Annotated in this window: 13 protein-coding genes; 4 read left to right on the forward strand and 9 right to left on the reverse strand. The window is 52.7% G+C overall.

Features of this window, described 5'->3' with window-relative positions:
* Window positions 1-3: 3 nt before the first annotated feature.
* Together ABDK75_RS08935 and ABDK75_RS08940 are read right to left on the reverse strand one after the other, a co-directional pair.
* On the reverse strand, window positions 4-918 hold the full coding sequence (locus ABDK75_RS08935) for a hemin ABC transporter substrate-binding protein (protein WP_346005616.1): 915 nt from the start codon (window positions 916-918) through the stop codon (window positions 4-6).
* A 77-nt stretch (window positions 919-995) separates the two neighbouring features.
* Entirely contained in the window at window positions 996-1,619 is a 624-nt protein-coding gene (locus ABDK75_RS08940) for a biliverdin-producing heme oxygenase (RefSeq protein WP_086633953.1), read from the reverse strand.
* Between the two features lie 252 nt (window positions 1,620-1,871).
* Here ABDK75_RS08940 and ABDK75_RS08945 point away from each other — a divergent pair, with 252 nt between their 5' ends.
* Complete coding sequence (locus ABDK75_RS08945) at window positions 1,872-4,139, forward strand: TonB-dependent hemoglobin/transferrin/lactoferrin family receptor (protein ID WP_346005851.1); 2,268 nt, start codon at window positions 1,872-1,874, stop codon at window positions 4,137-4,139.
* 56 nt (window positions 4,140-4,195) lie between these two features.
* Here ABDK75_RS08945 and ABDK75_RS08950 read toward each other — a convergent pair whose 3' ends face one another.
* From ABDK75_RS08950 to ABDK75_RS08975, 6 genes are all read right to left on the reverse strand, one after another.
* Window positions 4,196-5,134: a surface layer protein gene (locus ABDK75_RS08950; RefSeq protein WP_346005618.1), complete on the reverse strand. Its 939-nt coding sequence runs from the start codon at window positions 5,132-5,134 to the stop codon at window positions 4,196-4,198.
* 198 nt (window positions 5,135-5,332) lie between these two features.
* Window positions 5,333-6,157, reverse strand: coding sequence for a DeoR/GlpR family DNA-binding transcription regulator (locus ABDK75_RS08955; RefSeq protein WP_064274112.1), 825 nt, complete (start codon window positions 6,155-6,157; stop codon window positions 5,333-5,335).
* Window positions 6,154-6,936 carry a triose-phosphate isomerase gene (locus ABDK75_RS08960; protein ID WP_099210144.1) on the reverse strand — a complete coding sequence of 261 codons (783 nt, stop codon included), beginning with the start codon at window positions 6,934-6,936 and terminating at the stop codon, window positions 6,154-6,156. Before ABDK75_RS08960 ends, ABDK75_RS08955 begins: the two co-directional genes overlap by 4 nt.
* A gap of 208 nt (window positions 6,937-7,144) precedes the next feature.
* Window positions 7,145-8,128: a hypothetical protein gene (locus tag ABDK75_RS08965; RefSeq protein WP_346005620.1), complete on the reverse strand. Its 984-nt coding sequence runs from the start codon at window positions 8,126-8,128 to the stop codon at window positions 7,145-7,147.
* A gap of 3 nt (window positions 8,129-8,131) precedes the next feature.
* Window positions 8,132-9,841, reverse strand: coding sequence for a glycerol-3-phosphate dehydrogenase/oxidase (locus ABDK75_RS08970; protein ID WP_346005621.1), 1,710 nt, complete (start codon window positions 9,839-9,841; stop codon window positions 8,132-8,134).
* A complete protein-coding gene (locus ABDK75_RS08975) occupies window positions 9,838-11,430 on the reverse strand; it encodes an FGGY-family carbohydrate kinase (protein WP_346005623.1) in 1,593 nt (530 codons plus the stop codon). Before ABDK75_RS08975 ends, ABDK75_RS08970 begins: the two co-directional genes overlap by 4 nt.
* A gap of 268 nt (window positions 11,431-11,698) precedes the next feature.
* On the opposite strand from ABDK75_RS08975, the gene ABDK75_RS08980 reads away from it, so the two are divergent.
* Together ABDK75_RS08980 and ABDK75_RS08985 are read left to right on the forward strand one after the other, a co-directional pair.
* Window positions 11,699-12,517 (forward strand): DeoR/GlpR family DNA-binding transcription regulator, encoded by an 819-nt coding sequence (locus tag ABDK75_RS08980; RefSeq protein WP_046899512.1) that lies wholly within the window; start codon window positions 11,699-11,701, stop codon window positions 12,515-12,517.
* A gap of 621 nt (window positions 12,518-13,138) precedes the next feature.
* A complete protein-coding gene (locus ABDK75_RS08985) occupies window positions 13,139-13,432 on the forward strand; it encodes a hypothetical protein (RefSeq protein WP_046899513.1) in 294 nt (97 codons plus the stop codon).
* A gap of 8 nt (window positions 13,433-13,440) precedes the next feature.
* Here ABDK75_RS08985 and mntR read toward each other — a convergent pair whose 3' ends face one another.
* Entirely contained in the window at window positions 13,441-13,929 is a 489-nt protein-coding gene (gene mntR / locus ABDK75_RS08990; RefSeq protein WP_099210153.1) for a manganese-binding transcriptional regulator MntR, read from the reverse strand.
* A gap of 161 nt (window positions 13,930-14,090) precedes the next feature.
* Between mntR and ABDK75_RS08995 the strand changes: the two genes are divergently transcribed.
* Window positions 14,091-15,467, forward strand: a complete 1,377-nt coding sequence (locus tag ABDK75_RS08995) for an Nramp family divalent metal transporter (protein ID WP_346005624.1) — start codon at window positions 14,091-14,093, stop codon at window positions 15,465-15,467.
* Window positions 15,468-15,619: the final 152 nt, after the last annotated feature.

The raw sequence follows: 15,619 nt of genomic DNA on the forward strand, positions 1-15,619 counted from the left end.
CCCTCACGCAGGATGCTCCGCTTTCGCCATCAGCCGTGCCAGATCCAGCGCCGCTTCGGGCGTTCTCGGACCAAATCCCAGAAGACGCTCCCCTTCCATTTCCACAATGGCTTTTTTCTGCCCCGCTGGCGTCAAACTGAATCCGGGATCGCTCAAGAGAGCTTTGCGGATATCCTCGCCCCCCTGGTTCATTGTGAGAATGATATCGGGCTTCAGGGTTACAAGGGATTCCGTGTTCAGAAGCTTGTAGCCCTGCAGATCTGCTCCAACGTTGACGCCTCCTGCAAGCCGGATAACGGCATCGGCAGCCGTGCCGCGCCCCGCCGCGAGCGGACGGTTATTCGTCATTCGCATAATAAACAGGACGCGCGGTGACGTAGCATGTGTGTCGCGCCAGTCTTTAAGAGCAGAAAACTTCTGCTGAATATCCTGAACAAGCTGCGTGCCCGCCTGCTCACGGTTCATAACTTTTGCCAGAAACTGCGTCCGGCCAATAATAGCGTCGGGCGAAGGCGTTGAATCTACGAACACAATGGGAATACCTGACGCCACCAACTGAGACATGGCATCGGCTGGGCCTGCTGCGTCCATCGCAAGAATGAGATCCGGCTTGACGGATAAAACCCCTTCCGAGGAGATGGCCCGCATATAGCCCAGAGATTTTTTATCTTTCAGTGCGGCTTCCGGCCAGGTCGAAGTCGTATCAACGGCGACAATTTGATCGGCTGCACCGAGACGATAAAGCGTCTCGGTGATTGTTCCCCCAATGCAGGCAATTCTGGAAGCGGCTCCCAGAACAACCTGACGACCGCGATTGTCCGTCACCGTCCGGGTTGCTGCATGCAGGCAGGATGGCGTCAAAGCACTGGCACAAACCAATGCAAGAAAATTGCGGCGTTCCAATCCTGATTTATTCATCGCCCCTGCCCTTCTCGTATCAGCAGACATTCGCCACCGAAAAAAAACGATATCATGCAATCAAAAGTCATTCTCATTTAAAGACTAACTCTTTCATTCTGACTGGCGGAGAAAATCTCCTCTGAGTTCAGAGCGGCCATCTGATCCAGACAGCTGGAGAAGCGGGCAAAAGCCTCCTCAGCAGCCGAAACACAAATCGCCCGATCCAGATCAGCGCTATCGATCGCCGCCTTAAACGTTTTCCACGACAGGCCCCGACCTTCCGGTGCAGGAGCCAGATGCCGCGCCCCGAAACTTTCTGTCAGCCCAAGAGACATTGCCATCTTGGACAGGATATTCGCGCCCAGCTTCGATCCTTCAGCAACGTATAGCCAACCTACGGCAACCGAAGGGTTGAACGGAATCACGTTCCCACGATGCGCCATTGGGGCTGCCAGACCCAGATCACGCATGTCAGCTTCCACCCAGGGAAACCGGTTGCGTGTCTCAAGATCGGGAAGAAGGTTTCGTAACATTTCGTTTTCGTAAATATTTGTCATATCTCTCAGGAAGACATACTGAGACAGAAGAAAGATCCGATACCCGTCCAGACTGGAAAAAATTCCCATGGACATGATCTTGTGATCGGTCCGGTCATGAATGGATTTTGTCTTTTCCCGTAGCGCCAGGGAAAGCGTATTGTCGGTGAAAAACGCGCTCATATCCGCCATTTCTCCTTTTAATCTCAGCTTAAATGAATGCCTGAACCGTTGGCTCCCTTCCCCACAGGAAAGAGTCGACGCGGGCTCTGTGTGGCATATTCATCCACCCGCTTCAATGAAAATGAGAATCACTATCATTTAGATTGACGCCATGAAATTCCATCGCCATTAGATGCGAACAATTCTCATTTAAGGGTGTAAGTTTCCATGAGCAGGCAAAGCGCTCGTCCAACACGTTTTCTGCGACAGTCCATGCTGGCAACGTCTGCGCTCGTCTGCATTTTTGCAGCTTTATCATCTGCTCAAGCCCAGACGAGCAAAGACTCTGAGAAAGTCACTGATGCAAAAACAGACAGCATCCCAGCACATACCGGCGCAGCCCCTACAGTTCAGCTCAAGCCCCTCCACGTTCGAGGGCAGGCTGCTGCAGACATCATCGATTCCATGAAGGTTGATCCGGATGCGGACTATAGTGCTGTCGGAAAGCCGCGTGTCATGACTACAACGACCACGCTGAAAACCCTTCAATCCCGCATGATTGACAGCATTTCGGACTATGCTCGTCGCGTGGACGCGGGAGTGAATTACAACAATAACAATCTCAGCATTAATATGCGTGGGCTGGATCAGAACCGCATTCTCACCACCATAGACGGCATTCGAACAATCTGGGCGAATGACGGCGCACGTGGTGTCAGTGGTGGTGTTTCATCCTATGATTTCAATTCTCTTGGCTCGATCGACATTGTCAAAAACGCGAACTCTGGCTTTTTCGGGACAGGTGCACTCGGCGGCGTTGTTTCACTCAAGACACTTGACCCGGAAGACCTTCTGACAGGCAACAAGGCATACGGCGGCCTGACCAAACTGACATATGATGGGTCCAGCGAGAGTGGATATCTCAATCAGGCCCTTGCTGGACGTTACCATAATACAATGATTTTAGTTCAGGGCGGCTATCAGACTGGCAGCCAAACCGGAAATATGGGCGGCACAGGCGGCGTTGGGTCCACACGATCAGACAAAGATCCCGCTTCCTACACGCAAGGAAACTTCCTAGGTAAAATTCACCAATACGTGGAAGGCGGTCATCGCTTCGGCTTAACCGGTGAAGTATTTGATCGAAATTATAACGAAAACACCCTGAGTAGTATTAGCTCAACATACAGCCGCTATCACACACTGGAAGAAAGCAAGCGTACGCGCGTTTCCGGAAGCTACGATTATAAATCTGAGAAGCCAACGGCCTTTATCAGCGAAGCGCATCTCATTGCTTATTGGCAGAAGGTCAACTCAATCACAGATACAGCCGCCAATCGTCTGACATCGCCCATTGGCGAATATGATCGGGACAGTAACCTCGCTGTTCAGTCCTATGGAACGACGGGCTCAATTACGTCCAATGTTTTCACCGGCCCATTTCACCATGTGATTACCCTTGGCGGAGAAGCCTACATCACAGACACAAGCCAGTATGCTGCTGGTCTCGATAATTGTACGGCACAGGTCTATGCGTGCAGCTTCTTGCATGTAAACCAGTCTGATATGCCCGACGTTCACGGAACTGATCTCGGGGCAATTGTTCAGGATCGTATTGGTTTCGGGAAAATGGAATGGCTGCACGTCACGCCAGGCTTCCGCTTCGATCACTACAGACGTAGCCCACAGGACACACCCAGCTACACCAAGAATGCAGCGTATGAAGGCACACCAAACGGAGCCAGTGGCTCGCATTATTCCCCGAAGGTTCTGGTCGAAGCTCGGGTCCTGAAAAACCTCACACTTTACGGACAATACTCCCAGGCTTTCCGTGCTCCGTCTGCGACAGAAATGTATCTGACCTATGGTGGTACAGGCAGCTACGTCTCAATCGGAAACCAGAACCTTAAGCCTGAAACCAGTCGTGGCTGGGAAGTTGGCGCGCGATATGGAGATTCCAAACGAGGCGCCACAGTTTCGTTCTTCGATAATTACTATCACAATTTCATCGATACGATCACGACAACGGCCTCAGCAGCCGGCATCGGCGGATATTACCCGTTTGGTGTTTTCGAATACGTTAATCGACAGCATGTCCGTATTTACGGCGTAGAAGCACGCGCTAACTGGACTTTCGCCAATTACTGGCAGGTATGGACGTCCCTTGCCTATTCTGATGGTCAGGATACCGATGAGCATGTGCACCTGAACTCCGTTGCACCATTCCGCGGAATTGTGGGCGTTGCCTATAACCGAGAGCACTGGGGCGCGAATTTCTCCACGACATTCGCGGCTGCACGTAACAAGGTGCAGAACATGGCGTCTAATGTAAATAAGACACCGGGCTATGCACTATTCGACTTGACGGGTTGGTATTCACCGAAATTCTTCCCGAACCTCCGTGTTCAGGCTGGAATGTATAATATGTTCAACAAGCGTTATTATAATGCACTGGATGTGCCTGACAGCATCAGTGTTCCCAAGTCCTATTACACACAGCCTGGCCGTAGCTTCAAAGTCACGACGCTTATCAATTTCTAAACGTCAGAAACCCGTTCTGAAGCACCGTGGCCCACGCCAGAACACGTCACGGTGTTTCAAAAAAAACCAAGGGTCTCGCACCCAACCCCAGCTTTCACTGTTCGCAGTACCTTCCGACTGGAAAGCTGGATTTCAGTTAACGTCCCGTCATCTTCATTTGCGACAAGCACAGTTGTTCCGTCTGGACGGAAAGCAGCGTCCATTGGCTTTTGCCCCACAGGAACCGGGTACTGGTCCCACTGTGGCAGACTGATCAATGTCACAATCGGCTCGAAATCTCCGATAACCAGAAGCCATTTCCCATCGGGACTAACGCGTACAACCTGCGCACTTTTATGATGATGCTTCAGTTCAACTTCCTGACGCAGCTCTCCCGCATCCACATCAATAAGAAATAAAGTTGGTTTGAGCGCATTACTGACGACCAGGAATTTTTCATCCGGCAGATGATCGATGCCAGCAGAGGGCGCGGGCAGAACGATCGTGCGCCTGACGCTGTCATCACCAATACGAAGAACAGTCAGTGTCGCATCTTCTTCGTTTTCCGTGACGATCAGCTTACGCTGCGGAAGGATGGTAAGCCTGTGTGCATTGCGAGAAAATGCCTGCAGGATATGGATAACTCTTTTCGTCTCCGGATCAATCACTGCCACAGCAGAACTGTTCTCACAGCAAACATACAGCAACCCGTCCGGCCCAAACCGTAATGTATGCGGTGACTCAAGGGGTGTCAGATCAATGTCTGAAATTTTTGTTCTGGCATACAGATCTATAACGGAAACAAAATGGTTTGGTATGGGATTGTTGCCGTGAAAACCATTCCCATACGCTGGAACAAATGCAAGCCCGCGCGTCTCATCTATAGCCAGCTCATGCGGGAGACTTGGCATCCCCCCAATATGATCCAGCACTTCAAGCGTTGTAGGATGCAGGAAAAGAAGCTGTGCCCCCTTCTTGTCCACAACAATTAGCCCGCTGCAATGACTAAGGGTCATAGGACTGTCCTTGCTCTTATTTGTGTCAGGTTACTCCCGATATAAAACAATATAAGAGGTATTTAGTTTTGAATGGTCTGGTCAGGATGCTGTCACGAAAATGCCAGCCCTAATAAAAGCCCAGACCAGGTGTTTTGTAAAAAACGCGTCAGAAAGAACTAACGGGCGACAATTCTTCTGAACTCAAAAAAAACAGTTTCAGGCCATCATTGCCATGGGCATGTCAGCCGACGGAATGTCTGCGATATGCAATTTGACACCTGCCCCCATCATTCTGTCAGCAGTCTCTCCAGAAAGGCCTGAGTCCGTAATAACGGCATCAAAATCCGTCAGATTTGCCAGATGATTCAGGGCGCTAATTCCAAATTTTCGACTATCCACCATTAAAACGCGGCGATCAGCCATGTTCATGAGCGCACTCTTGGCTTTGATCAGATCTTCGTCCTGATGATAGGCAGAAAGACCGTGAATAGCCGAGGTAGACATGAATAATGTGTTGATCCGAAGCGACGTAACGCTGCGTTCACATAAAACTCCGAGAAATGCATCGAATGTTGGATTGTAACGCCCACCCAGTGCTATCAGGCTGATGTCACGAGACCGTCCGATCTTTGTACTGATCCCCAGACTGTTCGTCACGACTGTAAGTTGACCGATTGCTGTCAAGCGTTCGGATAGAAACCGCGATGTTGTGGAGTCATCCAAGGCAATCGTATCGCCTTCTTCGATCAAGCCAGCAGCAATCGCTGTAATACCAAGCTTTTCCTGCACAGCCTGTCGAGCACGAAGCATGATGCTGCTTGCTGCTACAGCATTCGAAAGCGTCGTAACGCTTTCACCAACTTTACGGATCAGGCCCTGTGTCGCAAGCGCGTGCAGGTCACGGTTCATGGCTGCACGGGTCATGGTAAACTGAACAAGCAGATCCTGGATCAGAACACAGCCATGCGCCGTAACGTAATCCAGAACGGCTTGACGCCGTGCGGACAAAGCACGGCTTCCATGAAGGATATCGGGCATCATGCAGGTGCTCTTTCCTCGATCACACGATCAATCAGCTTTTCGAAGTCAGGAACTGACCAGCCAGCGCGCCCCACAAATACGCCATCCACATTTGGCTGGCTCACATAGCTGCGGGCATTATCCTGTGTAACACTTCCGCCATAGAGCAGCGGTACGCGATCGCCGATATCCTTGCCGGCGATCTCACACAGAACAGCCCGCAATCCGGCATGGACTTTTGCAACACAGTCGGTATCTGCAGCGCGCCCGCCCGCCCCGATGGCCCAGACCGGTTCGTAAGCAATCAGAATATTTGGCAGGTCTGCATGTGCCACGTCATGCAGAGCAATTTTGAGCTGCCGGGAGAGTGTCTCTGCCGTGACGCCGAAATCATACTCTTCGAGGCTCTCGCCAATGCAAAGCAAAGGACGCAAGCCATGGCGAAGGGCCGCGGACATCTTGCGACTGACAGTCCAGTCTGTTTCCGCAAAATGCTGCCGCCGTTCCGAATGGCCGATCAGTACGATATCCGCACCGCACTCTTTCACCATGCCGGGGGAAATTTCACCCGTCCAGGAGCCGCTCTCTTCCCAGTGCATATTCTGGGCGCCGACAAGCACGTCTGCACCTTTCAGAACGCTCGCAACAGCCTGCAAGGACGTAAATGGTGTGATGATGAACGGCTTCACGCCATCCGGCGCTCGATACGCCTTAAGCGCTTCTGCAGCAGCCAAGGCCTCGGCAGGTCCCTTGTTCATCTTCCAGTTCGTACCGATCCAGACCGTTTTGCGAGTCACCATTCATCTCCCGACAAGAAGGCAGCGACCATCGAATCTTGATCGCTAAACCTAAGCCATGTTTAGCGTTAAATCATAACACTCCAAAGACATGAAGTTCCGAAGGGAGTGATATTTTCAATTCAACTCTCCGTACCTGCTCTCCAGCAAAGATCTGAAGGCAGGTACGAAGACGCTGAAAACAGGAACTTTATTGCCTCTGCGAGTTTTTTTAAGCTGCCCGCTCCAGCAGAACGCTTTCCGTCACCTGACTATCGGCATCCGCTGGGCGCAGGGTGGCAATGCCCTTCCGGGCAAGACCATCATGATAGAAATGCGTAGCTTCGTTAGGAGAGAGGTCTCCATCCGTGACGCGACGCATCGCTTCAATCAGCAAGAGCGGGTCCGCTGCATCCACAATCTTGCGACCAAACAATGCAGCTCTGGCACCACTGTTCTGGGCTTGATGAATCAGCTCCAGACAGTCACGCGTCGTGCCGCTTCCACCGCCCATAATCCCGACGATAACGCTTGGATCGTACTCGCACAGTTCCGCAAACGCCTCGCTGCCATTAAACGGCACCTTCAGGAAGACAGGCTTTTCTTCCTTGCGAAGACCCGCAAGCGCACGGGTAACCATATCATTCAGGAACACTCCGAAATCTTCAGGAGCGATATGCCCTTCATTTGGGTTGAAGACTTCGAGGAAATAAGAAAACCCGTTGATCTTGGCCTCTTCGCGGAACCGAGCGAACTCTTCCAGCGCCAGCGTATCCTGGTCAACATCGCCGTTAAACGTCATCGAATAGAGGCCAAGGTTTGTCTGCGCCCGCTCCAGTGACGCGGAGCGAAACGGAACAGACTTCTGGGAGCGATAATGCCCTCCCCGTCCACGCCACAGGTCTGTCGTATCGTTAGCACGAATTGCCGTCTTAACTTTGGTCCCGTCAAACGCATCACGCTCCAGCAGATCTTCCAAAATAGAGACCGAGGTCAGCATGATGTCCACAATATCCTGACGGATAATAGACTGGATCTCTGACAGATATTGCGGCCGTGTGCGGAACAGAGACTGTCCGGCTCTAGGATTGCGGCGATTACCCATCGCACTGATCCCGGCTGCCATATCTGAGTCCTTGGCGTCAGCAAGGATGAAATCATAACGCGTGTCTTTGCCAGCGCGCATGCGTGCAATTTTTTCTTCGTAACGGTTCATGGCTCAAGCTTTCAGAATTTCCGGGGTTTCAGCCGATAGAGGGAACTCACCCTGAAGGTTGTGCTGCTGCTGCCCCTCCCTCCAGGCGTCCTGAGCCTGACGTGCGGCTTCCCGCTCATCCCAGCCCAGCGTTCCTCCAATGATATTTGCAACTTCCAGCACGACTGCCGGCGTCATGGCGCCACTGAGTGCAATGGTCGTACGGCGGTAAAGAACGTCCGACAGACGGCGAACCAGCTCATTTTCAGCAATGAACATCAGTTCACGACGTGTGTAGGAGGGGAGCGTCCGAAGAGGAGCATCTGCTGCCTCCTGACAAAATCCCGCGATCTTTCTGGCCAGCGTTCCGTACCGATCCAGCAGTACGGAAGCACGCGGGCGCGGCAACCCAAAAGAACTCGCAAACCTGTCCAGATAGGATGTGTGCTGATCTGCATCCGGGAAGCCACGGCCGCCGCCGATAGCCAACTCCTGCGTTGATGTGCTTCGTGGGTGCCCCAGCAGCGCCAGTACACGATCTGCGACTTCTTCGCCCAACCCACGGAAAGTCGTCCATTTTCCACCCACGAGAGACAGAACTGGCGTTACACCCACCCTGTCTTCATGAACGATGTGATCACGACTGATCGCAGAAGGATCGGCAGCATTGGTGGCTGGTAGCGGACGAACACCGCTATAACGGTAAGTGACCTGCTCGCTTCCGATATGGAAACCGGGGGACAGATCAGCCAGCATCCGCAGCATGTAATCCTGCTCCTCGTCCGTACAGACAGCCTTGTCCGGATCGTCGATCCGGATATCGGTAGAGCCAACCAGGACATGACCAAAAAACGGATATGCAAGACAGATCCGTCCATCCGGCGTCCCGAAATAGACCATCCGGCCCTTCAGTTCCCGGAGCAGGTCATCATGCTTCAACAGCAGATGAGACCCTTTTGTCCCGCCAATATATTTTGTCGGGTTACCCAGGATCGTATTGATCTGATCAATCCACGCGCCGCCCGCATTAATCAGAACACGCGCCTTTACCGTTTTTACTTCATCGGTGAGCACGTCTCGCAGGACGAGTTGTCCGCTTTGGACAGTCTCGGGGACAACATAGGTTACCGCCTCACAGTTGGGAGCTGTTTCCAGCGCATCCTGCACGCATTCATATCCGAGGCGTTCAGGCTGCGTGATCGCAGCATCGTAATACTGTGCTGTTGCGACAACATCCTTCGCCATATGGGGCCATTCACGGCGCGTTTTCTGGCTGAGGGAAAGGGAATGTCGTGGCATGACGCGAGCGCGGCGCCCCAGGAAATCATAAATCTGAAGCCCGACTTCCAGAACCAGCGCGCCACGATCCGTCATTTTGCCGTCAAGGTTCAGGAAGCGACGAAATGATGTGACGATCCCTCCAAGCCATGTGCGGATCGGCAGAACAGTCGGCAATGGCCGAACGAAATGCGGTGCATTCCGCAGGAGCAGATTTCGCTCCAACGTCGACTGCGCCACAAGCTTGAACTCGCCCGTTTCCAGATACTTGATCCCACCATGGATCAAGCGGGAGGGTGCACAGGATGCCCCTGTACAGATATCGCTTCGATCCAGAATGAGCGTCTTCACGCCCTGAAGGGCCAGTTCACGAAACAGGCCAGCGCCATTAATGCCAGCCCCGATAATGACGACATCAAATTCGGCATTATCCGGCACGGCTGAAAGTGTCTTCACGAATGCATTTCCTTCGCGATTTCGGCTGAGAGCGCATAATTCAAGACGGACCCCACCGGGGTTTCCGGGGCTCTACTGACTTCACTACCGGCCTCATACAGACCGGACCAAAAAGGTTTCATCGCCAGCGTCAATGCAACGTATCGGCGGTAAATACCCTCGTAGATCCGTGCGCGAGCGGGGTCCGGCTGATAGACATTCATAGGAATTTCCTGAGCAGCCACAGCCTCCTCAAGATTTCCATAAAGCCCAACAGCAACACTTGCCGTCAGAGCCGCGCCCAAGGCTCCAGCCTCCCGAACGCTGGAAATTTCGACGGGCATATTGAGAATATCCGCAAACATCTGGGCAATAGAGGCCTGACTGCTACCGCCGCCCGAGACACCAAGGCGATGCACATCCCCTGTTTGACGCAGGGTCTCAACATGCTCGCGATGGTTGAAGATTGTTCCCTCAATCATCGCCTGAAACAGATCCGCTCGATCATGCCAGGACTGCACCCCAAACAGAGAGGCACTTGCTGGCGCTTCGTAAGGCGATCCAAAAAGAAACGGATGATACAGCGGTATCGGTCGTTCGCCGCGAGAACGCCCAAGCTTTGCCTCAACTTCCTTAGTGAGAACCTGAGCTGCCTCTTTTTCCTCTGGAAGAAGCATGCGCGCGAGCCATTCCAGATTACTGGACGATGCAGGCGAGATGGCCATGCAGTTCCACAATCCACGGCGATAACCCGCCCGGCAGGACCAGCCATCGCCTATGACAGGGCGACTGCGGAAAATTTCATTGATAGAAAAAGTGCCCGCCGTGATCGAAAGATCGCCCGGCCGCGTGTAGCCTGACCCCACGGCGGCGGCTGTTACATCATGCAGCCCGACGGAAACCGGCGTTCCTTCGCGTAGGCCGGTCGCACGAGCAGCTTCTGCCGTGATCGTTCCACCCTGGTCACAGGACAGTAGCATTTTAGGAAGCGCACCGCGGATTTCGCGCAGATCCAACGCCTCAAGGATGCTGTCGCTGTAGTCCTGCGTGTAGAGATCTGTGAAAGATGTGCTGGCCTCTGTCAGATCTGTCGCAATTTCCCCGGTTAGACAAAGCCGGATCCAGTCTTTGGCAAAAAAGACGGTACCAATGGCCTGATAACGATCAGGTTGATGGCGCTTCATCCAGGCCAGCAGAGTTGTTGCGGAGTAAGGGTACGGACGCTGCCCGGCGATAGGGACGATCTTTTCCAGCCGCCCTTCCCGCTTCCACTCATCATGAATTTCTGTGGCCCGACTGTCGAGCGACATAATCCCACGGCCTAACGGTTGACTTGAGCGGTCAAGAACGAAAAGTCCATCACCGTGCGCAGTGACCCCAACGCCAGCAATATCCTCACCGCTCAGTCCAGAAACGTCCAAAGCTTCCCGGACTGCCTCTACAACAGCCTGCCAAGCCTCATGCATATCCCGCTCAACGTGGCGGGGTTCATCCGTATGCTGGGGAACACGACGACGGCCAGTCCCCACAATTCCACCTGTCTTCGAGAAGATGACAGCCTTCGTCGTAGTAGAACCGCAATCGATCCCGATCGTGAAATCCTGGCGCATTTCGCCCTCCGGACATTCTCGCCATCAGCTTTAGCAAATCGCCCAACTGATAACACCATAAATGTTATTATTAGGTGATATAAGTGTTATCATGCCTTCGTCAATGTGATAAATATCACTTTCGTAGCGTCAAGAATCTTTGTGTGATTAATCCCGTGAAAAGCACACCACAGAGCCGATCAGAACATTACAAATTTGGTCAGCGCTGGTATGTAGATGTCGCGATGCCATAATTGGCCTTACCCGGTGACAAGGATCTTTTTGACAGATGACTGATGGTTCGGGCGTTCCAGCTACCTCTCCCGCCGTCCTTCTCAGCAAACGCCGGGATAACAGTGCCCGTCAGCAACAGATCCTCGACGTCCTTCTGGAAACAGGAAGTGCCACAATTGAGAATCTGTCTGAGCGTTTTGACGTCAGCAGGATGACAATTCACCGTGATGCTCACGCACTGGCAGCGCAGGGCCTGATCGACAAACTGCACGGCAGCATTGTTCTCAAGAATCGTGTCGTCACTCAAAAAACAGTCAATTTCCGAAAATCACGCGCGCCTGACCTGAAAGAATCAATTATTCAGCGGGCCATTTCGATGATTACGCCGGAACAAATTCTCGTTCTGGACGACTCTACGACGGTCGCAGCGATGCTGCCGCTCCTTCCGGCTCTCGCGCCCCTGACCATCATTACGAATGCCGTAGGCGTCATTCAGGCACTTGCTCCCTATCCCAACCTGAAACTGATTTGCCTGGGGGGCGACTATAACCAGCCTCGGAACGCCTTTTTTGGTCTGGTCTGTGAGCAGGCTGCAAAATCGCTTCGCGCCAATACGATGTTTCTTTCCACGTCGATCATTCACAACGAAACGGCGTTTCAGAACGATCAGGACGTTGTGAAGGTCAAACAGGCACTGATGCAAATCGCGGATCAGACCGTACTATTGGTCGACAGCACAAAATTTCGAAAAGGCGGCCTCCACCGCCTCGCCGCACTCAGCGATTTCGACGTTGTTCTGACAGACTCCCAATTGAAGCCCGCTATTCGCAAAGCACTTATTCAGGACGGAATTCACGTCGAAACATGTGGCTAGGAATTTAACGGCGACAGTACACAGCCCAGAATAGCAACGCAGCTGCGCAGACAAAATTCCGACAAAGATGCCGTAGCGCAGTTAAATACTGAAACGACGGCAGTGCATTATGCTCTTCTCGCGCTGCCTCAGGCCCATTAGCGGTCCGCTAGTCTTCGAAGTAAGACACTGCACCCTGACGCTATCGCCCACACCGGCACCCCTGACGGCTTGTGACAGTGTCGTCCCGGTTGAGCACCGCATATGCTCAGAAATCAACGAGAATCGGAGTGAGTATTGCATCGCCTCTACCTCCATTCAGAAAATGGAAGCTCTCTGGCGCCGACTTAATCTTCACAAACCCGCGAACATAAATTCAAGCCAGACACATAAAATTCCTGCTGCACCTGACGGTCATACACCCTGGATGCAGGCACGATCTGACAGAAACCCTCAACACAGCTTACCGCCCATGGGTATCTGGGATGGAATGGCGCTTTACCGCCAATCAGAACCATTTCTGGCACGATGTTTCAAAAAATAACACATTCTGAAAAAACGAAATTAACGATATATTGACGAAAAAAGCAGGCTTCGCGTATCACGGCGTGAGAGCTTCTTTGAGACACAGGAGATGCTGAAATGTGCGGCATTACGTTAAACGATTTCCTGAGTGTCACGAGATGGACACCTGCAGATCTGGCCATCCAGATTGATCGCCCTGAAAGCGATGTCGAATGGTGGCTCGATAACCATGACCACGTCCCTGAGCGACTAAAGCTCTGGATGAGTAAGATCGTGGACACTTTCCAGAATAATCCCCCTCCCAAAGGCTATGCCATGGAACGGTCCAAAGGATGTCTGTTTAACGATGATCCCTCTGCGACTGTGGTTTGCTCCATTTGTCGCTTCAAGGGAAAATGCCATCTCACGTAATGTCGGCCTCAGCGTAACTTTGCATCGACAGTATTGGTCGACGAAAACTGCGCTAGCCCTTTTTTAAGCGCAGTTTCGAAAGCGGTAAGAGTTTCCGGACCAACATAATGTTCGATGCCCTCCGCATCGATCCGGGCATTTTCCTCACTAATTCCCAACGCCAACAGAAACGCCTCCACAATTCCGTGCCGATGACGGGCCTTATGCGCCATCTGCTGGCCAGCATCCGTCAGGAAAACGCCCCGATACGGCTTTTGTGTCACCAGCCCTTCCGTTGACAGGCGAGCCAGCATCTTAGCCACCGTTGGCTGAGACACACCAAGACGACCGGCAATATCGACTTGGCGCGCTTCCTGCCCCTCAGCCAGAAGATCAGAAATCAGCTCGACATAATCTTCTACCAGCACCTTCTGCCTGGCAGCTCGATTGGCCCTGAACCCTTCTGAGTGGAGTTGCATGTCCACCAGGGATTTCTGCTTTTTCTTCTTCTGTTCCATTCTCAAGAAAACCGCTCAATCAATTATTCCCGACCGAATAAAACATTCTTCCTGTTAATTCCAGAGACCTCTGAGCGATCTTCTTTGGAAGAAAAATAAGACAATGTTCATGAATATAGCATATTGCATATTTTGCGGTTCCAAGCTTGAATGACATTCTGATGTCCGACCAACGCTCCGATGCCTCCACCCAGAAGTCCGCCCCCAGCAAAGCCTGGCGCTTTTCGCGTCATGACGATGCGGAACGACCAAGCCTGCCTGAGGTGTTTTCAAGCGTTCGGGTTCCTGAAGGGTCAACAACGTGGCTGAAGCGATTCCTCGCGTTCGTTGGGCCCGGATACATGGTGTCAGTTGGATATATGGACCCAGGAAACTGGGCGACGGACCTGCAAGGAGGCGCTCAGTACGGCTACACGCTGCTCTGCGTCATCATGCTTTCCAACCTGATGGCGATCCTTCTCCAAGCTCTCTCTGCACGCCTTGGCATCGCCACCGGTCGGGATCTGGCGCAAGCCTGCCGTGACCATTTTCCGCCTGCGCTGAACGTAGTGCTTTGGCTGGCATGCGAGTTAGCGATTATCGCGTGTGATCTGGCTGAAGTGATTGGAACGGCCGTTGCGTTGCAACTGCTCTTCGGCCTCCCTCTTCTGGGTGGCGCGCTCCTCTCCATTCTGGACGCCTTCATAGTTCTTCTGCTGATGGGCCGCGGCTTCCGGTATCTGGAAGCTTTTGTCATCGGCCTTCTCTCGATCATTGCGCTTTGCTTTGGGGTACAGCTCGTTGCGGCCACACCACCCGTTGCAGCAATCCTGAAGGGCGTTATTCCGACGCCGGAAATCGTGACCACGCCTGGAATGCTCTACATTGCGATTGGCATTATCGGTGCCACGGTCATGCCGCATAACCTGTATCTGCATTCGTCTATCGTACAGACGCGAGCCTATGAGCGAACGCCCGTTGGACGTCGTGATGCCATTCGGTGGGCAACATGGGACAGCACAATTGCCCTCATGCTCGCGCTATTCATCAACGCGGCCATCCTCATTGTGGCAGCCGCAGCTTTTCATGAAACAGGCCACCAGAATGTGGCCGAGATCGAAGATGCCTATCATCTTCTCTCCCCCATTCTTGGGCTCGGGATAGCCTCTACGCTTTTCGCACTGGCACTGCTGGCTGCTGGCACAAACTCAACCGTTACCGGAACACTGGCCGGCCAGATTATTATGGAAGGCTTCCTCCGCCTCCATATCCCGCATTGGGCAAGACGACTGCTGACCCGCGGCCTGGCGATCATTCCCGTCGCGGTGGTAACTGTGCTCTACGGAAGCCATGGCGTAGGCGCTCTGCTGATGGCCAGTCAGGTCATCCTGTCCCTTCAGCTTCCTTTCGCAGTCATTCCCCTTGTGATGTTTGTGTCTGACCGTCGCAAGATGGGCGAATTCACAATCAACCGCTTCATGACCGCACTGTCATGGATCGTCGCGGGCCTTATCCTCATCCTGAACTTCAAGCTTCTGTACGACACTCTGGTCGGCTGAACGACACCCCAGAAAAATTGAGAACCAACTATGGCAACAGCATTTTTGCGCTCAAAATTCGCCCCTAGATATAGCAAATGCTATATTAAACAGCACACCGCAAATTCAAGAGTTTCAACTGTCCCCTTTCGGATAGCAATTGCAGGAACCAC

The sequence above is a fragment of the Gluconobacter sp. OJA genome (assembly GCF_039638325.1).
Classification (GTDB): Bacteria; Pseudomonadota; Alphaproteobacteria; order Acetobacterales; family Acetobacteraceae; genus Gluconobacter; species Gluconobacter cerinus.